The organism is Candidatus Bathyarchaeia archaeon (assembly GCA_038882715.1).
Classification (GTDB): domain Archaea; phylum Thermoproteota; class Bathyarchaeia; order Bathyarchaeales; family DTEX01; genus DTEX01.
Genome location: JAVZNR010000004.1, coordinates 23,866 through 45,531 on the forward strand (window position 1 = coordinate 23,866; position 21,666 = coordinate 45,531).

The following is a 21,666-nucleotide window of genomic DNA, read 5'->3' on the forward strand; positions in this document are numbered from 1 at the left end:
TTGGAGATAGCTGTTGATGGCATGCTTGGTAAACTGGCTAGATGGTTGAGAATGCTGGGATTTGACACTAAATACTTTAATAATATGAGCGATGATGAAATTCTAAGGATAGCTTCTGAGGAAAATCGAATCATTTTGACGAGAGATTACCAATTTTTTAAGAAGGCTAATGCCCATGGTGTTAGAGCAGTCTTTGTTGAGGGAAAAACACATGTAGAGAGACTCGCGAATCTATCGAAACATCTTGGCATTAGACTGGAGATAGATCTTGAGAAGTCGCGTTGCCCGAAATGTAATGCAGGCATAAGGCGGGTCAGTAAAGAGGAGATTAAAGATAAAATTCCAACGTCAACCTACAAAATTTACGATGAGTTTTGGATTTGCGGTGAATGTGGGCAGGTTTATTGGAAGGGAAGCCACTGGAAGAAGATAAACAATACGTTAAGTCAGGCTAGGCAACTCACATTTAAGAAGAGCAGTTAAGATATCTCCACTAGATTCCCATTAATAACTTTTATTTCTCCAAGTTTTCGGCTTCTCAGAGCCTCATTTAAAATAATTATTCTCTCGAAGGGATTAGACCGCGATAAGAATGGGCATAGAAGCACGTCGCTACACTGTTTAACGCTGGACATTACATCCAGCACAAACGAGTAATAAACTCTAGCTCCGAGACCATACTTATCTCTTATAGCTTTATACGTTTCCTCTACATGAGGGCAATTTTTATAAAATCTCTCTGCTGGACAATTATAGTGCTTAAAGCCCTGAATTATTCGGCTGTCTCGAATCTTCTTTTTACACGCATCTATAGTTATAACTCTCCTTATTTTTCTCTCATCAACTTTATGCTCTGCATAATCGAGAAGAATTCTGCTTATGGATGAGACCCCTCCATCAAAAATAATCTCCTCACAAATTACTCGGTTGCTGTATGAACCATACTTGCCAATCCACAAACCATATCTTTCACCATCTGTAACCGGCCTAATCATAATGCCCCAGGATCTTTGAGGCGTTCTCTCAAGCAACCATTCCGCGTCATCTGCTAAGCTTCCATATGCCCTAAGATCCTGAAAGAAAAGTGTGCCGAAATCTCTATCAAAGATTACGATTGCGCTGCCAAGTATTAGGCTTTCCGCCTTCTTCTCCAGCAACCTTTCACACCTCAAAAGTGAATATAAATATGCGGTATTAAACTTTATTATCGCCATCTACATGAATACCTTTTCAGTAAAATTTATATTTTAATTAATGTTCTTAGTGATGCATTAAAGATGTGGAGGCTATTTATTGCTATTTAAGGAATCTGTAAAGTGCCAGCCTGCCCATGCTTGCTCTCTTAATGTTTCTCAACATTTTAAGGGGGGAGCTTTTTGTCGTTAGTTTCGGAGGAATATAAGGCTGTAAGTCCGGACGTAAAGAAGAAGATCATTATAGGTCCCCCCCACCTCACACGATTTGAAAAGGCGAGGATATGTGGTGCGCGAGCATTACAGATAGCTATGGGTGCTCCAGTATTAATAGAGGTCACAAAGGATTTAAAGAGCCCAATAGACATAGCTCTCGAAGAGCTGAAGCGCGGTGTTCTGCCGATAACAATCCGAAGAATGCTTCCAGACGGAACTTACCAAGATATTCCTTTAAAATGGCTTCTATAACAGGAAGCATGCTGCAACTGGGTGGATTGCCAGCTTCCCCGGCTTCGCGGGGCCGAAGACCCCACTAAAACCGGGGACGGAGCGCGGTTTAACTTCCAAGTTCGGAATGGGTTTGGGTGGTTCCCGCGCCCTTTGGCCGGCAATCCAAAGTAAACTTAATAACTCGTACTTTTAACTTTTTCGTTCAAAAAGCGGCATAAGATATATAAGGCTGAATTCTTTCTAAAACTTTTTCAGGGGCTGTGGTCTAGTAGCAGCTGAGCGTACTATGCGGCTGCTAGAATGGTATGACGACTGCCTTAGGCGGATCTAACCGCCAGCCGTTAGGGGCTCCAGAACATGCTCAATGGGTTTGCGGACCTCTAACGGGATGAAGAGGTTCTGGAGCTTGAAGAAACCCGTAGGTCGCCGGTTCAAATCCGGCCAGCCCCACCATTCTCCTAAAACCCAGTATCTGTAAAGGTAAAACTTTCATAGAGAAAAATATAAATATCATTTCTAATATTTACAAATCTTGCTTTAAAATAAGTGAGTAGGAGTAGAGTTGAGAAAGAAAAGGTTTGGGCGGACGCTCCTAACCGAGGAGGAGGTTAAGGTTTTAGATGCGTTGCTCAGATGTGGGAATGTTACTGAGGCGGCTAAAGAGCTCGGTAAAGCTCAACCCACTGTAAGCATTGTGAAGAAGAGAATTGAGGACAAGATAGATATGGCAATAGAGACGTTAAAACTAGCGCTGAGCAGGGAATACATTAATCTCGATGAGCTGCTAAGATTGGTGGCGTCTGCGGAAACATATATAGAGATTAAAAAGAGACTATCTGAAGATGCTGAGAAAGAGAATTAATTTTTTTAAATGTGATAAATAGAGGCGCATCATCAAGTTATTTCATCATCTATGCCGTTAGAAACTAATATTTTACTAAAGCTACTTTCATTTTCTACTAGCATGTTTTGTTCTAATTTAAAAGTATATATTTCTCCTCCTTAAACTATTTTTTCATTGAGGTATTCTGGTGATCGACGTTGCCTAAGATTAAAGTTGGTCTGATAGGCGTTGGGAACTGCGCCTCAGCGCTTATTCAAGGGGTTTATTATTGCAGGAGTAAAGGCGATAGTGTTAAACTAAAGTATCCGGAAATAGGGGGTTTCCGGCCGGAAGATATAGAGTTCGTCTGCGCCTTCGATATAGCTAGGGGTAAAGTTGGCAGAGATTTATCTGAAGCAATATTTGCTCCACCGAATAATGCGCCAAAGTTTGCTGAAGTTCCAAATCTGGGCATCGAGGTTTTGAAAGGACCCGTTTTAGACGGACTTAACGAGTACACTAAAAGAGTTGTGGAAGTTGACCCCGCGCCGGAGGTTAATGTCGCCAAGAAAATTAAAGAGAGCGGCGCGGAGATTATAATTAATCTCTTGCCTGGAGGGGCCCAAAACGCCTCCTTATGGTACGTTAATGAGGTTTTAAGAGCTGGGTGCGCGTTTATTAATGCGACCCCAACGTTGATTGCCAGTGACTCATCATGGGATGAACGTTTCCGTAAAGCTCGTTTACCGCTTGTTGGAGATGATCTGATGGATCAGGTTGGCGCAACATTTATTCATAAGGCTGTGCTTGAAGCTTTGAATAGGAGAGGCATTCAAATTCTGGAGACATATCAGCTGGATGTTGGTGGTGGAACAGAGTCCGCGGATATTGAGCGTGTTTGGGGTACTAAGCGTGCAATTAAGACTAAAACGGTTGAGATGGTTCTGCCGTACAGGGCGTCTGTGGTTGCTGGGTCGACTGATTTTGTGGATTTTCTGGGGAATAGACGGGACAGCTATATATGGATTTCCGGGGAATATTTTAGCGGTGCAAGGTTTGAGATCGAGATCAGATTGAATACGCTTGATGCGCCAAACGCCGTATCAATTCTGTTCGACGTTATACGGGGAGCTAAGCTGGCTTTACTAAGGGGTGAATCCGGCCACATACTTCCAATATCGGCTTATGCGTTTAAACATCCAGCTGAAGTTTTACCGCTTCACGAGGCGGAAAAACTTTTTGAGGAATACATCTTAAGTAAGAATTAGATGTTCTATTATGCACGAGCATTTATTAAATCAATCAACGCGGCCAGTGAAGCGTCAGCAGAAACTATGTGTGGCAATACCTGCATCAGTAGTTTCAGATGCCCCGCATTTAAGGGAGAAGACGTCAAAAATTGGGTGGATAGGACGTGCCTTAGCGATTTTCCGCGTAGATGAAGTCATAATTTATCCAGATATTCCTGAAATCGATCAGAGCAGCGATATAAAGCTCATCTCAACTATCTTATCTTACCTGGAGACCCCGCAGTACATTAGAAAAAGGCTCTTTAAGATAATGCCTGAGCTGCGTTACGTGGGTATATTGCCCCCGCTCAGAACACCCCATCATCCGACTAAGAGTAGAAAGAAGGATTTGATTATAAATGAATTTAGGGAGGGCGTAGTTGTTGCCGAGAAAAAAAACCGGGTACTAGTAGATATAGGTGTCGAGCACCCGATACCGGTCTTAGGTGCACGCTTACCCGTAGGGACCCGCATAACTGTTAAAATCGTTGAGGGCGGCAAAAATCCCAAAGCGGTGTTAGCGAGCAGGGAAGAAATACCCGTATATTGGGGGTACAAGGTCACTGTTTCAAATGCTCCACTCGGGCAGATGATAAGGAGCGGAGACTTCGATATGGTTATTGCAACTTCGAGATACGGGAACCCGTTCATGAATACTAAGGACACTATTCTGGATAAGTGGCGTAGGTCGAGGAAAGTGCTTATTGTGTTTGGGGCCCCAACACAGGGGCTATATGAGATCGCTAGGCAAGAAGGGTTCGAGTTAAGTGCGCTAGCAGATTTTATAGTCAACACGATTCCGAGGCAGGGTACTGAAACCGTAAGAACTGAAGAAGCTATTTACGCAACGCTTGCAGTACTCAATCTCCTAGTAGAATGATATGTTTGTTTTCATCATGTTCCGACAATTACGCTCTCACTTATTCTTCTTAGAGTTGCTATCGCTGAGAGGGCCGCTATAAAACTGGTTTTAGGATTTGTTGGGAAGGGCCTATTTTCCGTCTTTGTGTAAATCTCTCCAAACTCGCCCTTAACATGAATCTCGTGGATAATGTTTTTTATTGTTGGGTCGACTATTATCCTAACTTTAGTTTTATCAGGCCCCACCCCAGCTAAACTTAACGTGGCTGCAACGTTAACATTTTGAGGAAATAGTTTAACGGCTTCACGCGCTGGCCCCTCAAACAAGATAAGGGGCTCTCTAAGCGAGGACAAGTCGATTTTACTCTTTTCAACGTAGGGTGCGCCCTTAAAGCTTATTGGAGGCTTCCTTGTTGTGAGTGTAACCTCTTCGATTTGGCCTACACTCGCCGACTTAATGTTATCTAGGCCAACTATTGCGCCGGAAGGCACGTAAACCTTCCTTTTATTTTCCTTAGCAGCCTTCATTATCTCTGCAAGCAAATAATCATCTACTAGGGCGCCTGCGCTCATAACCATTAAATCCTTATTGTTATTCAGGATTTTGACGGCGTACTGTCTAACAGCCTCCTGTGAGGCAGCCTCAATCACTAGGTGGACGTCTTCCCTTCTAAGGATTTCATCGAAGCTTTCAGCTATGAGTGGTTTGTGACTAAGCTTAGAAGCTAATAGCTTGGATCTTTCGCGGATTAAATCGTATATTATGACTAGGTTTATGTTTCCCGCTTTTCCATTATCTATGGCTTCGGCTATAACTGTGCCTATTGCACCGCAACCAATTAACCCGGCACCGATCAGCGTAAGCTTTCAACTCCGAACTTAATTATGCTTATGATTCGATTAGTGGGCTGAAATAAATAAGGCTTTTTCTACTTAAAATAAAAAAATATAAATCTATCTCAAGATTTGTATTGAAAAGATTAGGGAAGAGTGATTGAAAATGATTTGGCTGTATGTAGCGTTGGCTGCTGGTTTAGTCTCGGTTGGACTGGCTGGCTACTTATACCAGTATATCGTTGGCCAAGATAGCGGCACCGAGAAGATGAAGGAGATAGCCGGCGCAATTAAAGATGGTGCTAAGGCATACCTTAGAAGACAAAACATCACTCTGCTCGTCTTTGTCTTGATAATGGCTTTAATTTTAGGGGCAGTTTACACAATGTACCATAGAGAGGATAAGGGAATTTATTTTGGGGCGAGTATGGCGGTCGCATATATTCTTGGCTCATTATCCACTACGCTTGCAGCCTACATCGGAATGCTGGCCGCTGTTGAAGCAAATGTTAGGACAGCTAATGCTGCTAGACAAGGATTGAAGAAAGCTTTTCCAACAGCCTTCTATGGTGGCGCAGTAATGGGGTTATCCATTATAGGGTTATCTCTTCTAGGCGTAAGCATACTATTTTATGTTTATAAGTTCATTTTAAACTGGAGCTATGAGGATGCAGTAAACATAGTTTTAGGCTTCAGCTTCGGCGCCAGCGCACTCGCCCTTTTTGCAAAGGCTGGGGGAGGGATATACACGAAGACGGCAGATATCAGCGCAGACCTGGTTGGGAAAGTTGAGCTTGGAATACCGGAAGATGATCCGCGTAATCCAGCTGTAATTGCGGATAACGTTGGTGATAATGTTGGAGATGTTGCTGGCATGGGGGCAGATTTAACGGACTCCTATATTGCCAGCCTAGTAGCTGCCATGATCATTGGTGCAGAGCAAGGCGAAAGTGCGCTGGTAATCCTGCCACTCTCAATAGCTGCTGTGGGGTTATTTGCTTCAATATTAGGAGCGATCGTCGTTAAGATGAGCATAAAGGGCAATCCGGGAGCCGCCCTCAATAGAGGGTCATTTTCAACTTGGATCTTGTTCGCAATTCTCCTTCTTGCCGTAACCTACTTTTCAGGTTTAGAGGAAGGTAAATGGCTGGGAGTTTTTCTTCCCACAGTAGCAGGGCTGATAGCTGGGGTTGTAATCGGTTTAACCTCCGACTATTTCACATCGATAGATAGAGCGCCTGCGCAGAAAGTTGCCCAAGCATCAACGACCGGTGCGGCCATAAACATACTCACAGGTTTTTCTTATGGTATAATTAGCATAGTGCCGCCAGTTATAGGTATATGTATCGCTATGCTCGCCGCCTGGCATCTCTCAGGAATGTTTAATGTGAACCCATTCTATGGTATCGCTATATCAGCTGTCGGAATGCTGGCAACCGTGGGAATGACGATATCCGCTGACGCCTACGGACCGATATCCGATAACGCGAAGGGCATATCTGAGCAATCCGGTCTAGGTGAAGAGGTTATTGAGATCGCTGATAGGCTTGATGCTGCGGGCAATACAACAAAAGCTATTACAAAAGGATTCGCCATAGGGGCCGCAGCGCTGACAGTTCTAGCGTTATTTGCCGCCTATGCCCATCTAGTGGACATAAAGGAGCTTAATCTAATGGATCCGAGAGTTGTTACGGGGGTCTTTCTTGGGGGGATGATGCCGCCTCTGCTTTCAGCGCTGTTGATCTTGGCTGTTGGTAGAAACGCTGAGAGGATGATTGAGGAGATTAGACGGCAATTTAGAGAGATTCCAGGCTTAATTGACGGGAGGTCTAAGCCGGACTACGCTAAATGCGTAGACATATCTACAAAGGGGGCTCTTAAAGAATTATTGTTGCCATGTCTACTGGCGATAGTGGCTCCAGTTTTAACAATAATATTTTTGAAGAAAGAGGCGCTTGCAGGGTTCCTCGCTGGGAGCATAGTTACAGGGATAATATTCGCCCTTCTTATGGCTAACTCTGGCGGGCTCTGGGATAACGCCAAAAAATATATTGAGTCTGGAGCATATGGCGGTAAAGGCTCCGAAGCCCATAAAGCCGCGGTTATAGGCGACACGGTTGGAGACCCATTTAAGGATACAGCTGGTCCCTCATTAAACACTATGATAACAGTAATGTCGCTAGTAGCTGAAGTTTTCGCACCAATACTGGTCAGTCTCAGCCTATAAACCCTAAATTTTTAGTCTTTATTTTCCTAGAATCCTTTTTCAAATATTTTTAAATCTTAAGCAATATAGACGGGTGAGACATTAGCGATTCGGTGTTAACGTTATTAGATGGTGGTTCAATATTTTTATAGTGGAGGAACATGTTTTGAAGCCGCTATATCTAGATTCAAATCAGCCGATCGATAAGAGGGTTGAGGATCTTTTAAGCAGAATGACCCTTGAAGAAAAGATTGGGCAGATGTGTCAGTATAGCGGTGTAACCGAAAAACTCGAGCAAATGATTAGGGAAGGAAAAGTGGGCGCATTACTCAACGTGTATGGTGCAAGGGAAATAAATAGGGTTCAGAGAATAGCTGTCGAAGAGTCTAGGCTCGGTATACCGCTGATATTCGGCCTAGATGTTTTACATGGATATAAAACCATATTTCCAATACCTCTAGGGCTGACAAGCACATGGGATCCCGAAGCCGTCAGGACGGCGGCTTATATAGCTGCGGCTGAAGCATCCTCCGATGGCATACGCTGGACTTTCGCGCCCATGGTTGATATTGCACGTGATCCAAGGTGGGGTAGGATCGCCGAAGGAGCTGGCGAAGACCCCTATCTGGGATCAATTATGGCTAAGGCTTTGGTGGAAGGTTTTCAAGGCTCCGATCTATCTGATCAAAATTCGGTTGCTGCATGCCCAAAACATTACGTTGCCTATGGAGGAGCTGAGGGCGGGAGAGACTACAACACCGTTGATTTATCTGAACGTACGCTTAGGGAAGTTTATTTGCCGCCATTTAAGGCAGCTGTTAAGGCTGGTGCTGGAACAATAATGAGCGCTTTTAACGATTTGAACGGTACACCGGCTTCAGCAAATCCATACATCCTTAAGACAATACTGCGTGAGGAATGGGGGTTTGATGGGTTTGTTGTGAGCGACTGGAACGCTATAGGGGAATTAATAAACCATGGGATCGCAGGCGACATATATGAGGCTGCTGAAAAGGCTCTGAAAGCTGGAGTAGACATGGATATGCAGGGCGATATATACCAAAGGGCTTTACTTTACCTAGTTAAAGAAGGGAGGGTCTCCGAAAATCACATAGATGAATCCGTTAAGCGAATACTTAAAATAAAGTTTAAGTTGGGGCTTTTCGAGAGACCATATGTTGACCCTGAAAAGGCAGCCCGCATAATAAAATGCGAAGAGCACATTAAGGTGGCCTTAGAGATCGCTAGAAAGAGCATAGTTCTCTTAAAAAATGATGGGGATCTTCTACCATTAAGCAAGGATTTGAAAGCAATAGCCGTCATAGGCCCATTATCTGACGATAAGGAAGCCCCGCTCGGCCCATGGTCTTGTTTGGGTGATCCGAAAGATGTGGTTACCGTTTTAGAAGGCGTTATAAGCAAGGTTTCACGTGAAACTAAAGTTATTCATGCTAAAGGCTGCGGCATTACAGATGAGTCAAGGGATGGTTTCGAGGAAGCTATTAGAGCCGCGGAGGAAAGCGATGTAGCCATAGTGGTTGTTGGAGAGAGCAGAGACATGAGCGGTGAAGCAGCCTCTAGAGCCTACCTAAATTTGCCCGGCGTTCAAGAAGACCTTCTAAAAGCGATATATGCTACCGGGACTCCGATAGTCATGGTTTTAATGAACGGTAGGCCTCTATCGATCTCATGGCCGGCTAAACATGTACCTTCAATCATAGAGGCGTGGTTCCCGGGAATCCAATCTGGCTACGCGATAGCAGACGTCATATTCGGGGATTATAATCCGGGAGGAAAGATACCCGTATCTTTCCCGCAGACCGTCGGCCAAGTACCAATCTATTATAACCATAAGAGTACTGGTAGACCACCGTCACCCGAGAATAGATGGACTTCCAAATATATAGACGCGCCATACACGCCGCTTTTCCCATTTGGGCATGGGTTGAGCTACACTAGATTCGAATATAGTTGCTTAGAGATAAAACCATGCGAAGTAGAAAGAAACCAGTGTGTGGAAATTAGATTCAAAGTAAAGAATATTGGCGGCAGGGAGGGCGATGAGATTGCACAATTATATGTAAGAGATGTCGTTGCTAGCGTAACTAGACCGGTAAAAGAGCTTAAAGGATTTAAACGGGTGACTCTTAAGCCGGGCGAGGAAAAACCCGTTGAATTTAGACTAACACTTGAAGATTTATCATTCCTGAATCAAGAGATGAAGAGGGTCATAGAGCCCGGGGAATTTAGAATTATGATTGGCTCATCGTCGGAAGACATAAGGTTAACGGGAAGATTCATAGTTAAAGATTACGTGGAATTCGCGTGGAAATAAGAGAGGCTTAAAATGCTATAGTGAACAGAAACAATTAAGTAACTCTGATAGCATATTTTTTGGCGTTTAACATAGCGCTTGAGGTGTATGGTATGGCGATTAAAGCCTACGTGCTCTTTAAAGTAAACTCTGGCGCTGAAAAAGAAGTCTGCAAAAAAATAGCCGATCTAAACAATGTTTTAGATGCAAGTATAATCTACGGGGAATACGATATAATCGCAAGAGTCGTCGTACCTGAGCTAACGCATTTAAACGATTTCCTCGACAAGGTTAGAAGCATACCAAGCGTTATTCTAACCTCAACCATGATCGTCGCGCAAGAGTACAAGGGAAAAGAGAAGCGCGAGTTAAACGTGCAGGGGCAGAAATAAGAAGTAACCGAAAATAACTTTAATTATTTTACTTTATTGATGGGTGGCATAAGTTATTGTGGAATACACGAAAAGAGAGATTTTACTCGCCGTACTTAAGGAGACCACTGAGCTGAATCCCGCAAAGATAGAAGATATAAGTAGGGAGGCGCATGTCCCCCGCGATTTAGCAAAGAATCTCTTAAAAGAGTTTTCTGAAAATGGACTTTTAAAGCTCGATGGTGAGACTGTCTTTGTCAGCTGGGGGCAGCGTTTAAAAATAGCCCTTAAAGCTGTAGAACTAGGTTCTGACATTGAGAGGGTTGCAAGATTTTTGACATGGGAGGAATTTGAAAAATTTTCAAAAATATCCTTTGAAGAGAACGGATTTACCGTTAAAACAAATTTCCATTTCACATGGCTTAAAAAGAGGTGGGAAATAGACATACTTGGGATTAAAAAACCGCTGATAATCTCAGCTGACTGTAAGCATTGGCGGCGAAGATGGAGCGGATCTGCAAGTTTAAAGGCTGTGGAAAAGCAGATTGAGAGGACGCGATCTTTAGCGGAGGCATCGAAGCATCTTATAGATAAAATTGGTATTGGGGGATGGAAGTACGCTTACTTTATACCGGTTGTTTTGTCGCTATTTCCGTCCCAAAGCAAGTTTCATGAGAGAACCCCAATAGTCCCAATTTTATCGCTCAGCGACTTTCTACAAAATGTTATGGTCCACTTGGAAGACATAAACGTCTTCTACATTTCGTATAATGCTTAAACTTTTCAGCGTCCGCGATTAGAAAATTTTTTTAAGATTTTCGGGTACACTTTTAATCCAAAGGGGATATCCCTAAAATGTCTCAGTTAAATGAGGAGTTAATTAGAATAATTAATATTTCAATGCCTTTTCCAGCAGAAGTCATAAGGGCGTATTCTCGTCTAGGCATGGTCTTCACTAGCGGCGACCTAGCGAAAGAAGCAGGCATCCCAAGGTCAACCGCCAAATTTTATGTGAGAAAAATGCTGGAGATGCACATGATCTCAAAGGTTCCCTATAAAAAGAAGTATCAGAAGTACGCTAATGCGAGAAACTTTTCTGACTGGCTTATGGATCTGGTAAAGTTAGCCATAAGACCACTTGAGGAGAAAAAATAGTAATGCTTTAAAATTGGATCAAAATGGTGACCCAGTGAAATGTCGCTGAGGGATCTGGCTGCTAGAGGTAAACGAAAGAGTAAGGGTAGACACGGTAGAATCCTAACTTTAAAGGAGATTAAGCGGATGAAGAAGCGCGGCTATCAGGCTGAGAGGGACTTAGTGAGAAGGCTTCGCGAGCTGGGATTTAAATCAGTTAGGATCCCTGTATCGGCGCCCAGTAGTGAGCCTTTACCGGACGTTTTTGCGGTTAAAGGAGGTTACATGATAGCTTTTGAGGTTAAGGCGCCTAATGCCAACAGGGCGTATTTTCCAAAAGATCAGGTAGGGAAGCTATTCAGTTTCTTGGAAATGTTTGAGGCTTATCCAGTTAAACTAGCAATTTTAGCGGCGAAATTCCCATATAAATGGGTTTTTAAGAAAATAAACTCCGTTGACGATTACTCTATCCATAAAGATGAAGAGAGCAATATAACATTTGAAGCGATGTGTTAGGTTAAATCGCCTTCCATTTTTGGCGAGACCGCCAAATGAATAATAAGCATTATCTAATCATTGATACGCCAACAATATTCGCTCTTCCGTTCCCTTTATACTTTTAAATATAAGATTTTGTCTCGCTATCCCTCTCTATATTAATGGAAGCTGGCGCTTCTTCCCAACGTATTTGCCACGTATATTTATGAGAGTATGACACTTCGGACACTTATTCTCCTCCGTGATACTGTAGCGTATAACGCTGAAACATACCTCTTTATGAGCGGTTCACGGCAATTCGCGCAATACGTATGCTCATATCTATGGCCTGGAACATTGCCCACATATGGGTACAGCATGCCCATACCCCTAGCTATTTCATAGGCTTTTTCAAGGGTTCTTATGCTGGTTGCCGGCTTATCAAATTTATATGCCGGATAATATCTGGTGAAATGGATGGGAGTTTCTGGACCAGCCTCCTTAAGCGCCCGCTCAATTATCGCTCTTAAGCACTCCTCATCATCATTAACATCTGTGATCACTAAGTTCACCAATTCAACATGAAAACCCATTTTCTTCGCTTCTCTAACATTCCTCCAAACGATTTCAGCATTTACTCCGCCACAAAATTTTTCGTAAACCTCGAAATCACCCTTGATGTCAATTTTTAGCCCATCCATACCCGACTTCCAAAGGGCTTTTAAGGCTTCAAGCGTCATATACCCGTTCGAGACATAGCATGCATATAACCCTAACCCACACCCAACCTTAAATGCGTCGATGTTCCAGTCCGTTAGAAGTGTGGGCTCCTGAAAACTAGCGCACAAACCCTCATCACCGCCCTGAATCGCTAAACTGACGATGTCTTCAGGAGAATAGTAGTTGACGCTACTCGGCTCCGGCGAGACCTTTGATAAAGCCCAATTCTGACACCATGGGCAAGTAAAGTTACATGACCATGTTGAAAATGTTAGGGCTGTTGAGCCGGGCCAGTAATGAAAGAAAGGCTTAATCTCTATGGGTCTACTTTCTATGGCGCTTAGGGCACCGTATACTGTCGTGTAGAGCTTTCCACCAATATTTATCCTAGTCTTACAGAAACCGTACTCTCCGGGAGGAATAACGCATCTGCGCTCGCATAGAGCGCATTCAACCTTGTCACTAGGAGCTTTACTATAGAATAGAGATTCCCGAACATTAGGTAAACTAAGCAGATTTCTCAAAATGCTCATCCCAAAGAAAAATAGTTTAGAGGGAGAAAAATAATTTTCTTAGAGTAGCGTAAGTCACTTTAAAGATACTTAAATCACATCCTTAAGATTGACTAAAAATTCAAATTTAACTTCAGTAAATGAGGAAGCGGAGGGAAAGGAGGCAATATTTGAATGACTCATAAAATTTTAGACGCTTTAAGAGAGGCATTAGTCAACATGGATGCTGCTAAAGTGATAGATTTGATTAACGATGCTCTTCACATAAAACTTGATCCTATGGGGATTATTGAAGCATTGCGTTCAGGTATGGATGAGGTCGGACGAAGATTTGAGAGTGGCGAGTATTTCATTTCCGAGCTAGTTATGTCGGGAGAGATCATGAAAAGGGCTTTAGAGATCTTAAAACCTTACTTGAAGAGCGAGGGTGAGAGTAAGGGTAAAATTGTTTTGGGAACTATAATCGGCGACCTACACGATATCGGTAAAGAGATAATTAAAACGCTGCTCGTTTCAGCGGGCTTTGAAGTTCACGATTTAGGCGTAGATGTTCCGCCGGAGAAATTTGTTGAAGCAGCTAAGGAGACCGGGGCGAGAATAATCGGCATCTCAGCTCTGCTCTCAACATCAATAGTTAACACCGCTGAGGTTATTAGAAAATTGAGGGAGGAGGGGCTGCGAGATAAAGTTAAAGTGATTGTTGGAGGGGCGGCTGCTAGGCCATGGATGGTTGAAAGCTACGGTCTAGATGCGGCCGTGAATGATGCTGTTAAGGGATTAGAAATAATAAAAGGGTGGGCGAAGGGAGAATGAACCCGCGTGAAAGGGTTATTAAGGCTCTAGAGCATGAGGAGCCGGACAGGGTTCCCCTCGATGAAACCATTGATTGGGCTCATCCTCACCCTTGGGTACACGCCGCAAACTATCTTGGGGCCAAAACCTATGAAGAACTGAGAAGAAAGCTTGGCGTTGACCTAAGAAGGGTTGGCTGGTCAATGCAGGAAGAGCTAAAATTGCCTTCAACTCAGAGGCCGGGTTCAGTTTTTGAGGACGAGTGGGGAATTAAATATGAAGTCGCCGCCGATGGAATACATACCCGCATAATATATCATCCTCTTCAGCATATTCCTTTAGACGATTTTGAGTTCCCAAGATTTGATAAAATCTTTGATAGGGCTACTGAGCTTGTGAGGATGTGGCGGGAGGAATACTTCGTTCAGGGCGCTATGTACTGTACTTTCTTCGAGATAGCCCGTTCATTAAGGGGTTTTAACAAGTTTCTCATAGACCTCTATGAAAACCCAAGTTTTGTTAACGAGTTGCTTGATCGTCTCCTTAAGTATCGGTTGGAGATGGGGAAACGCTTCGTTGAGATTGGCGTTGACTGCATACAGTTAGGAGACGATGTGGGCGCGCAAACGGGCATGATCATCCACCCAAATCTTTGGAGGAAATACTTCAAGCCGAGAATGAAGATTCTAATAGATGAGCTGAAGAAACATGGAGGCATCTACATCTGGTATCACAGCGACGGCAATATTGAGCCAATAATACCTGATCTGATAGAAATCGGCGTAGATATATTGAACCCAATTCAACCCGACTGCATGGATCCTGCTAAAATTAAGGAGAAATACGGTGAAAAAATATCTCTGCATGGAACAATATCGGTTCAAGAGACCATGCAGTTCGGATCTGAGGAAGAGGTTAAACGTGAAGTTATCACTAGGGTAAAGACATGCGGCTATGGGGGCGGGCTAATAATAGCGCCAGCACATGGATTACAACCCTCTACGCCATTCAGAAATATAATTGCGCTTTATGAGACCGCTAAAAAGTATGGTCGATATCCATTGCTGATAAAGTGATGCTGAATGGAGTGGCGTGAAAGGTTTCTGAGAATTCTTGAGCACGAGGAGCCGGATAGGCTCCCGTTAGATATTTGGCTCTCTCCAGCGTTCGCAGCTAAGCTACGCGGTCAACTAAAACAGGATGAGCTGACTAATTTTTCTCCAGACCTATGGCTAGGAGTACGGAGCATTGGGCCAAGCGTTTCAGACGATTTTGCCCGTAAAGGCGTGGCATATGAGGCATTTATCCATTATGGTGTTGGAATATGGGTTGAGCCAAGCGTCATGGAGGATGAGTGGGGAGTAAGGCGTCGTTTAACCGCTGCTGGCACGGAGAGCCGTATAATACATCATCCTTTGGAGAAAGCCGATGAAGATTTTCTAGATGAATACCCTTTTCCAGACCCAGACGCCCCAGGTAGGTTTAAGATAACAAAAGAGGATGTTGAGAAAATGAAGGAAGAGGGATATTGGGTTGTCGGTGGCGTCGGGGCAGACGCATTTTGGTGTCAAGCATGGTATCTTAGGGGCTTTAAGCAGCTTATGATAGATCTTTATGAAAACCCAAGGTTCGTCAACAAGCTCCTCTCTAAACTACTAGAATATTATGTTGGAATAGGTAGGAAGCTGTCTGAGCTCGGAGTAGACCAGATAAACATATATGATGATGTCGCAGCTCAGACCGGGCTCCTCATAGCACCTAAGCTATGGCGCAAGTACTTTAAACCAAACTACGAAAAATTAATAGGTGCGCTGAGAACTAGAGTGAAATACGTTTTTTATCATTCTGATGGAGAACTTCGACCTATAATACCCGACCTAATAGAGCTAGGCGTAAACATACTTAACCCAGTTCAACCGGACTGCATGAATCTGTCTGAACTAAAAACAGAGTATGGTGATAAAATAACGCTGTGGGGAGGCCTATCGGTTCAGGAAACGTTACCGCATGGAACACCCGAGAGAGTTAAGGAGGAGGTTAAAAGAACAATAGAAGTATGTGCCCCTGGAGGCGGCTTCGTGCTAGGCACTTCAAACAACATTACGCAGGACACACCCATAGAGAACTTCCTTGCCATCTATGAGGCGGCAAGAAAATATGGCAGATACCCGCTGAAAATTTAGAGATTTAATGTGGAAAAATATTTTGGCCGTCAAAAGTTACAGTAAAGTAAGTGATAAAATAGGTTGTAGACGCGGTGGCTTAAAATGATTGTGAGAGTTAAGAATAGGGAAGAGATTCTCAATAATGCCATGTCTGATGTAGATCGGAGAGCTAGGGAAATCGCTCTAAATACTCTTGAAAAGGCTATAGAATCTGTTGACCCAAAGAACCTCATTTATTCGAAGGTTAAAGTTCACAATGAAAAACTTATGGTTGAAGACAAAATCTTTGATCTAAAATCTTTCAAAAAAATCTTCGTTGTCGGTGGGGGTAAAGCAAGCGGCTACATGGCTGAAGCAATAGAAGATGTTCTTGGAGAGAGAATAGAGGAAGGCTTAGTAGTGGTTCCACAGGGGACTTCAGGAAGGTTTAAAACTAGGTTTGTGAGGCTTCACGAAGCAAAACATCCAATTCCAGACGAGAGCAGCGTAGAGGGGGCAGGAAGAATCATGGAGATCGCTGAAAAGGCTGGAGAAGACGATCTGATAATATGCCTAATATCTGGAGGCGGATCAAGCCTCATGACTTATCCTCGCGACGAAATATCGCTTGAAGACAAGAGAAAGGTTACCGAGATTCTCTTGAAATGCGGAGCTACAATCAATGAGATAAATGCTGTTAGAAAGCATCTGTCAAAGTTTAAGGGAGGACAACTGGCGAAAAGCGCTTACCCTACGACATTAATTAGCCTGCTGCTCTCAGATGTTATAGGAGACCCGTTAGACGTAATAGCTTCCGGACCCACAGTTCCAGATTCATCAACATTTTCAGACGCTATTAATGTTTTAAGGAAGTATGGCGTTTGGGATAGTGTCCCAGAGTCAATTAAAAATCTCCTCTTGAATGGGGAAAAAGGGTTGGTGGAAGAAAACCCTAAAAGCGGTGACTTATGCTTCAAAAAAACCTACAATTTTATAATAGGAAATAATAGAGATGCGTGCCGCTCAGCGATAAATGAAATGAAGAAGGCAGGATTAAACGCTCTTCTGTTAACTTCTTATGCTGAAGGCGAGGCAAGAGATATAGGTTTAATGGTCGGCGCAATAGCTAAGGAAATACTCTCCTCTAATAATCCGGTGAAACGTCCTGCTGGCATAGTCGTAGGAGGTGAAAGCACGGTCACAGTGATTGGAAAAGGAATTGGGGGCAGGAATCAGGAGATAGCGTTATCTTCAGCATTAAGCATATCTGGCTTAAGGGGGGTGATTATTGCCTCAGCAAGCACGGATGGTGTTGACGGACCGACGGACGCTGCCGGAGCTATAGTGGATGGCGCAACAATTTATCGTTCAAAAAAGATGGGGCTTGACGCTGAAAAGTATTTGCGCAATAATGATTCTTACTCGTTCTTTAAGGCTTTAGGAGACTTAATTTATACGGGGCCGACAGGAACAAACGTCAATGACTTAACATTACTAATTGTGCTATAATCTTTCGCTTTAAGCAGATATTAGACTTATTCTTTCTTCTTTAGGTTTCTCCTCTACCCGCCAGTTAAGAGTATATCCTCCCAGATACGAGCCTGAAATCAGCACCATTAGAGGTATAATAACGTTCTTAACTAATCCGAAAAGATGCTGTATCGATAGGGTTCTTAGGAAGAATTGCAGCGTAAGTGTTAATAATAATCCAATTAAACCCGGAAAGGCCATAATCACCCTTAAGTTTTCTTTTATCTTATATCCCGCATATAATCCACCTAAAAACCCGCTAGATAGAAAAACTGTCCCCAGCCTAATAATGTAATATGCGTTTTGCGCTTCCTCAAACGCCAGCACCCCATAAATGCCAAATGACCTATATATCCAGCCCATTATTGAATATACAGTCATGTCGAGAAAGATCAGCGCGCCAAAATTTATTACGCCACCTATCAGCAAGTTAATAGCTATTCCTCGATAATCTAATTCATTTACGCTCATGCATACCACTTATCCATGAAAAACTCTGTTGAATCTAATATTTTCTTAAATTTTTCTTGATTTTCACTCCATGAGATTTCCTCGCCATAAAGAATAATTTTAATAAGTTTCCCGTCAACCATTGACGAGAGGAATAAACCAGTGGTGTTCTGGGGAACATTATTCACGAGGTAAGCTTTTCTTATGCTTACGAGCAAATAGTGCACTTCATATCCACGTGTATTTGCCCAATTCTCAATAAAATTGAAGAGATCAGGATCCATATTAACCACATCATATGTTGCATTAATATTTTGCTGCGACACCCAACCGTATACTTCCTTAGCGTCAATTTCAGGTATCGAAGAGACTTGTGTGAGATTATGATTCTCCATGAAACTTCTGGTTGCCGCCTCGCTATAAAACTCAAAGTGTAATACAGTTTTAAAATCATCACTAAATAAATTAATCATGTAAACCGTTCCGTTCTTATCCACGTATCCTCTTTCCATACACCATGACTTTGGAAAATTCATCTTAAAAAGCTCTGTCCTCAGGCATAACCAATCTTCATCTATTGAATTGCTCATTAAAGTAAGGTTTATTATTATGGAGCCTGAGATTACAGACGCTAAAACCGCCAAAATAAATATTGCCAGAGGGAGACGCATTCCAAGCAGTTTGCTTCTCAATTTCACCGGCGCCTCAAACTACCCAATATTCCTATAATTCTATGGAAAGTATTAAAGTCTTGCTATGATTAGATCACGCTCACAATTTCTTGGCGAGCTTAACGATTTTCTCAGCTAACGCTACGGCATCTTCCCCGAAAATGACTATCATGGGCTCTTTGCCCAGATCCCCCCTATGATATATTACATCTGGAACCCTGCCGGCTTTAGCAATCGCTTGCCTAACGCCCCAAGGTATAGTCATCCCATTAACCCTTTTAATTTCCTCCGGCTCCTCACTTCTATCGTAGAATGATATTTGAAGACCCTCCTCTCTAAGTAGGTCTAAAAGGTTTTCTGAAAAACGTATGTTTATCGCGGCCCTCTTACCTGGATCATACCTTATTATTTCAAGAAGATATCGAGCTAGATGGCTTGAGGCGCCGAACTCCGGGCATGATGAAGCCTTAACGCTATCGAAGACTCTCATTAATCTCCCGGGGATGGCTGCCACGTCCATAATGCTCTCAGCGTAGGGTAATGCCATCGCGACGTTTATTCCAACCTCTGGCGCAAGACTAGCGACATGGGGCGAAGATTCAAGGATTTTTTTAGCTTTATTGATGCTCCTTAAGACGCTATACTTGGCAGCTTCACGATAAAGAGCTGCTAGCGGGTTAACTGGTCCAACGCCCTTGCCAATTCCCAGACCAAACTTTATTGCGTGATAAATAAAGTCTTTCGCGTGATTAACTGCTGATGGTATATCTTCGCCTCTAGCGATAAAGGCCGCTATAGCGGCTGAGAAGCTGCAGCCAGTTCCATGAGTTGTCTTTACACTTAATCTCGGCGTCCTAAAAATCATGTGTTCGCCCCTATAATAAAGCACGTCAATCGCTTCCTCTACGGTATCTAAATGCCCACCTTTAACAACGACAGCCCTAGGCCCCATAGAACATATCTCTTCAGCCGCTTTTTTTGCATCATCAATGTTCTTAATCTCCCTGTCAACAAGCCTTTCTGCCTCGAATTTATTAGGTGTTACAACGGTTGCTAATGGCAGAAGAGATTTTTTCAAGGCTTTCTCCGCCTCTGGCCTCAGCAGCGGTGCACCGGATTTGGCGACCATGACCGGGTCAACGACCAATGGAAAACCATGCTTCGACACTTCCTCAGAGACCGCCTCAATAATTTCCACAGTATATAGCATGCCAGTTTTCCCAGAATCTATCCCCATGTCCTCAGCCACTTGCCTAATCTGCTCTTTAACAATCTCCGGTTTAACACACTCAATAGCTGTCAAGGAGTAAGTGTTCTGGGCTGTTACGCAGGTTATCGCTGTCGCACCATGAACCCCCAGAGCCGCAAAAGTTTTAAGATCCGCTTGTATTCCGGCGCCGCCGCCTGAATCGCTGCCAGCGATAGTTATCGTTACAGGGATCTTTTTAATGCTTTTCGCTTCTCCAAACATGGTATGAGGCCCCTACACCATTATATAACTTCGCTGCCTCACTTCATAAACATTGGGCTTTCAAAGCTTCTTTTAATACTTTTATCGCACAGTATTCAGAGCACATTGAGCATGCTTCCGGGCTCCTAAGCTTAGCTCTTCTCCGGATCTTCATCGCCTTCTCCGGATCTATAGCGCTCTCCATTTGAAGTTTCCAGTTCAAGTTCGCCCTAGCCTTGGCCATCTCAAGATCTTTCAACGCGGCTTTCTCTCCAAGCCTAACAATGTCAGCGGCGTGCGCCGCTATCTTGGTGGCTATAACCCCTTCCTTAACATCCTCCACTGAAGGTAATCCGAGATGCTCAGCCGGGGTAACGTAGCAAAGGAAGTCCGCTCCAGCCAACCCAGCTAACGCCCCTCCAATCGCGCTCACTATATGATCGTACCCTGGAGCTATTTCCGTTACGACAGGGCCGAGGACATAGAAGGGCGCATCCCCGCAGATTGATTTTGCAAGCTTAACATTTGTCTCAATATGGTTTAGCGGTAGGTGGCCCGGGCCCTCAACCATCGTTTGAACGCCGGCCTCTCTAGCCCTCTTAACGAGCTCGCCTATTGTGAGCAGTTCTTGGATCTGATAGTGGTCTGTGGAATCAAATATGCATCCGGGTCTAAGCCCATCCCCTAGGCTTAACGCGAAATCATATTTTGCGGCTATCTCAAGCAGGTAATCGTATCCCTTATAGAGCGGGTTTTCCTCATCGTTGTGAAGCATCCAAGCGGCCAGAAACGTCCCACCTCTGCTCACTATACCCATTAGGCGCGGCTGCTTCGCGAGCTTTTTCACGATTTCCTTCGTGACCCCACAGTGGACTGTCATAAAGTCTACGCCATCCTTGGCGTGCTTCTCTATCGTGCTGAATATGTCATCCTCATCCATGTGCGCTATCGACCCCTTCTTCTTAGCGGCTTCTATGGCGGCCTGATAGATTGGAACTGTTCCAACTGGAACATTAATGGCCTTGATTATAGCTCTCCGAGCCTCGTCTAAGTCTCCTCCAGTACTCAAATCCATTATTGTATCGGCACCATACTTTATAGCGATTTTAGCTTTCTCTATCTCAAGATTTAGGTCACATATATCAGGACTGGTTCCAATATTAGCATTAACCTTTATTCTGAGCCCCTTACCTATCCCTAGTGGGCGAACATTTTCGTGTTGAAGGTTGCGGGTTATTATAACTGTTCCCTCGGCGACTCTTCTACGTATTTTTTCTGGAGACTCCCCTTCATCCATCGCGACCATGCGCATCTCTTCAGTTTCCCGCCCTTCCTTCGCAGCCTTCATCTGACCCGACATATAAAGCCTCCTTAAAGAATTATACAAACATTTCAGTCTCTAAAACATTTTCGTATCGCTAAGGCTTCATAGGAGGTTAATATAA

The 21,666-nt window shown here is 43.6% G+C and carries 22 protein-coding genes, 1 tRNA gene and 1 rRNA gene; 16 read left to right on the forward strand and 8 right to left on the reverse strand.

Features of this window, described 5'->3' with window-relative positions; translation table 11 throughout:
• Nucleotides 1-483 carry a Mut7-C RNAse domain-containing protein gene (locus tag QXR61_03430; GenBank protein MEM3757000.1) on the forward strand — a complete coding sequence of 161 codons (483 nt, stop codon included), beginning with the start codon at nucleotides 1-3 and terminating at the stop codon, nucleotides 481-483.
• On the opposite strand, the gene QXR61_03435 is transcribed toward QXR61_03430, so the two are convergent.
• A complete protein-coding gene (locus tag QXR61_03435; protein ID MEM3757001.1) occupies nucleotides 480-1,157 on the reverse strand; it encodes a hypothetical protein in 678 nt (225 codons plus the stop codon). The genes QXR61_03430 and QXR61_03435 overlap by 4 nt on opposite strands.
• A gap of 219 nt (nucleotides 1,158-1,376) precedes the next feature.
• Here QXR61_03435 and QXR61_03440 point away from each other — a divergent pair, with 219 nt between their 5' ends.
• Entirely contained in the window at nucleotides 1,377-1,661 is a 285-nt protein-coding gene (locus tag QXR61_03440) for a DNA-directed RNA polymerase subunit K (GenBank protein ID MEM3757002.1), read from the forward strand.
• A 24-nt stretch (nucleotides 1,662-1,685) separates the two neighbouring features.
• Here QXR61_03440 and rrf read toward each other — a convergent pair.
• Nucleotides 1,686-1,805 (reverse strand): 5S ribosomal RNA (gene rrf, locus QXR61_03445).
• Between the two features lie 92 nt (nucleotides 1,806-1,897).
• Between rrf and QXR61_03450 the strand changes: the two genes are divergently transcribed.
• The 4 genes from QXR61_03450 to QXR61_03465 all read left to right on the forward strand — a co-directional run bounded on the left by QXR61_03450 (nucleotide 1,898) and on the right by QXR61_03465 (nucleotide 4,635).
• A tRNA-OTHER gene (locus tag QXR61_03450) sits at nucleotides 1,898-2,096 on the forward strand.
• Between the two features lie 109 nt (nucleotides 2,097-2,205).
• Nucleotides 2,206-2,505: a LysR family transcriptional regulator gene (locus QXR61_03455; protein MEM3757003.1), complete on the forward strand. Its 300-nt coding sequence runs from the start codon at nucleotides 2,206-2,208 to the stop codon at nucleotides 2,503-2,505.
• A gap of 179 nt (nucleotides 2,506-2,684) precedes the next feature.
• Complete coding sequence (locus QXR61_03460) at nucleotides 2,685-3,734, forward strand: inositol-3-phosphate synthase (protein MEM3757004.1); 1,050 nt, start codon at nucleotides 2,685-2,687, stop codon at nucleotides 3,732-3,734.
• Nucleotides 3,735-3,744: 10 nt separating this feature from the next.
• Nucleotides 3,745-4,635 carry an RNA methyltransferase gene (locus QXR61_03465; GenBank protein ID MEM3757005.1) on the forward strand — a complete coding sequence of 297 codons (891 nt, stop codon included), beginning with the start codon at nucleotides 3,745-3,747 and terminating at the stop codon, nucleotides 4,633-4,635.
• Nucleotides 4,636-4,649: 14 nt separating this feature from the next.
• Here the strand turns inward: QXR61_03465 and QXR61_03470 are convergent, their stop codons facing one another.
• Nucleotides 4,650-5,474 carry an aspartate dehydrogenase gene (locus QXR61_03470; protein ID MEM3757006.1) on the reverse strand — a complete coding sequence of 275 codons (825 nt, stop codon included), beginning with the start codon at nucleotides 5,472-5,474 and terminating at the stop codon, nucleotides 4,650-4,652.
• Nucleotides 5,475-5,616: 142 nt separating this feature from the next.
• On the opposite strand from QXR61_03470, the gene QXR61_03475 reads away from it, so the two are divergent.
• The 6 genes from QXR61_03475 (at nucleotide 5,617) to hjc (ending at nucleotide 11,991) form a co-directional block, all read left to right on the forward strand.
• Nucleotides 5,617-7,677, forward strand: a complete 2,061-nt coding sequence (locus QXR61_03475; protein ID MEM3757007.1) for a sodium-translocating pyrophosphatase — start codon at nucleotides 5,617-5,619, stop codon at nucleotides 7,675-7,677.
• A 145-nt stretch (nucleotides 7,678-7,822) separates the two neighbouring features.
• The gene (bglX, locus tag QXR61_03480) at nucleotides 7,823-9,991 is read left to right on the forward strand and encodes a beta-glucosidase BglX (GenBank protein ID MEM3757008.1); all 2,169 of its coding nucleotides are present in this window, start codon (nucleotides 7,823-7,825) and stop codon (nucleotides 9,989-9,991) included.
• A 92-nt stretch (nucleotides 9,992-10,083) separates the two neighbouring features.
• The gene (locus QXR61_03485) at nucleotides 10,084-10,362 is read left to right on the forward strand and encodes an Lrp/AsnC ligand binding domain-containing protein (GenBank protein ID MEM3757009.1); all 279 of its coding nucleotides are present in this window, start codon (nucleotides 10,084-10,086) and stop codon (nucleotides 10,360-10,362) included.
• 58 nt (nucleotides 10,363-10,420) lie between these two features.
• Complete coding sequence (locus QXR61_03490) at nucleotides 10,421-11,119, forward strand: hypothetical protein (protein ID MEM3757010.1); 699 nt, start codon at nucleotides 10,421-10,423, stop codon at nucleotides 11,117-11,119.
• 77 nt (nucleotides 11,120-11,196) lie between these two features.
• The gene (locus QXR61_03495; protein ID MEM3757011.1) at nucleotides 11,197-11,496 is read left to right on the forward strand and encodes a hypothetical protein; all 300 of its coding nucleotides are present in this window, start codon (nucleotides 11,197-11,199) and stop codon (nucleotides 11,494-11,496) included.
• A 39-nt stretch (nucleotides 11,497-11,535) separates the two neighbouring features.
• Nucleotides 11,536-11,991, forward strand: coding sequence for a Holliday junction resolvase Hjc (gene hjc, locus QXR61_03500; GenBank protein ID MEM3757012.1), 456 nt, complete (start codon nucleotides 11,536-11,538; stop codon nucleotides 11,989-11,991).
• A 185-nt stretch (nucleotides 11,992-12,176) separates the two neighbouring features.
• Here hjc and QXR61_03505 read toward each other — a convergent pair whose 3' ends face one another.
• Nucleotides 12,177-13,196 carry a radical SAM protein gene (locus QXR61_03505; protein ID MEM3757013.1) on the reverse strand — a complete coding sequence of 340 codons (1,020 nt, stop codon included), beginning with the start codon at nucleotides 13,194-13,196 and terminating at the stop codon, nucleotides 12,177-12,179.
• 162 nt (nucleotides 13,197-13,358) lie between these two features.
• Between QXR61_03505 and QXR61_03510 the strand changes: the two genes are divergently transcribed.
• The 4 genes from QXR61_03510 (at nucleotide 13,359) to QXR61_03525 (ending at nucleotide 17,629) form a co-directional block, all read left to right on the forward strand.
• The gene (locus QXR61_03510; protein MEM3757014.1) at nucleotides 13,359-13,997 is read left to right on the forward strand and encodes a corrinoid protein; all 639 of its coding nucleotides are present in this window, start codon (nucleotides 13,359-13,361) and stop codon (nucleotides 13,995-13,997) included.
• Complete coding sequence (locus QXR61_03515) at nucleotides 13,994-15,052, forward strand: uroporphyrinogen decarboxylase family protein (GenBank protein MEM3757015.1); 1,059 nt, start codon at nucleotides 13,994-13,996, stop codon at nucleotides 15,050-15,052. The genes QXR61_03510 and QXR61_03515 overlap by 4 nt, the downstream gene beginning before the upstream one ends.
• 6 nt (nucleotides 15,053-15,058) lie before the next feature.
• On the forward strand, nucleotides 15,059-16,159 hold the full coding sequence (locus tag QXR61_03520) for a uroporphyrinogen decarboxylase family protein (GenBank protein ID MEM3757016.1): 1,101 nt from the start codon (nucleotides 15,059-15,061) through the stop codon (nucleotides 16,157-16,159).
• Nucleotides 16,160-16,243: 84 nt separating this feature from the next.
• A complete protein-coding gene (locus QXR61_03525; protein MEM3757017.1) occupies nucleotides 16,244-17,629 on the forward strand; it encodes a glycerate kinase in 1,386 nt (461 codons plus the stop codon).
• Nucleotides 17,630-17,638: 9 nt separating this feature from the next.
• On the opposite strand, the gene QXR61_03530 is transcribed toward QXR61_03525, so the two are convergent.
• The 4 genes from QXR61_03530 to thiC all read right to left on the reverse strand — a co-directional run bounded on the left by QXR61_03530 (nucleotide 17,639) and on the right by thiC (nucleotide 21,581).
• Nucleotides 17,639-18,121: a hypothetical protein gene (locus QXR61_03530; GenBank protein ID MEM3757018.1), complete on the reverse strand. Its 483-nt coding sequence runs from the start codon at nucleotides 18,119-18,121 to the stop codon at nucleotides 17,639-17,641.
• The gene (locus tag QXR61_03535; protein ID MEM3757019.1) at nucleotides 18,118-18,792 is read right to left on the reverse strand and encodes a hypothetical protein; all 675 of its coding nucleotides are present in this window, start codon (nucleotides 18,790-18,792) and stop codon (nucleotides 18,118-18,120) included. Before QXR61_03535 ends, QXR61_03530 begins: the two co-directional genes overlap by 4 nt.
• 79 nt (nucleotides 18,793-18,871) lie before the next feature.
• Nucleotides 18,872-20,242, reverse strand: coding sequence for a bifunctional hydroxymethylpyrimidine kinase/phosphomethylpyrimidine kinase (locus QXR61_03540; GenBank protein ID MEM3757020.1), 1,371 nt, complete (start codon nucleotides 20,240-20,242; stop codon nucleotides 18,872-18,874).
• 43 nt (nucleotides 20,243-20,285) lie between these two features.
• Nucleotides 20,286-21,581, reverse strand: a complete 1,296-nt coding sequence (thiC, locus tag QXR61_03545) for a phosphomethylpyrimidine synthase ThiC (protein MEM3757021.1) — start codon at nucleotides 21,579-21,581, stop codon at nucleotides 20,286-20,288.
• Between the last annotated feature and the right edge of the window lie 85 nt (nucleotides 21,582-21,666).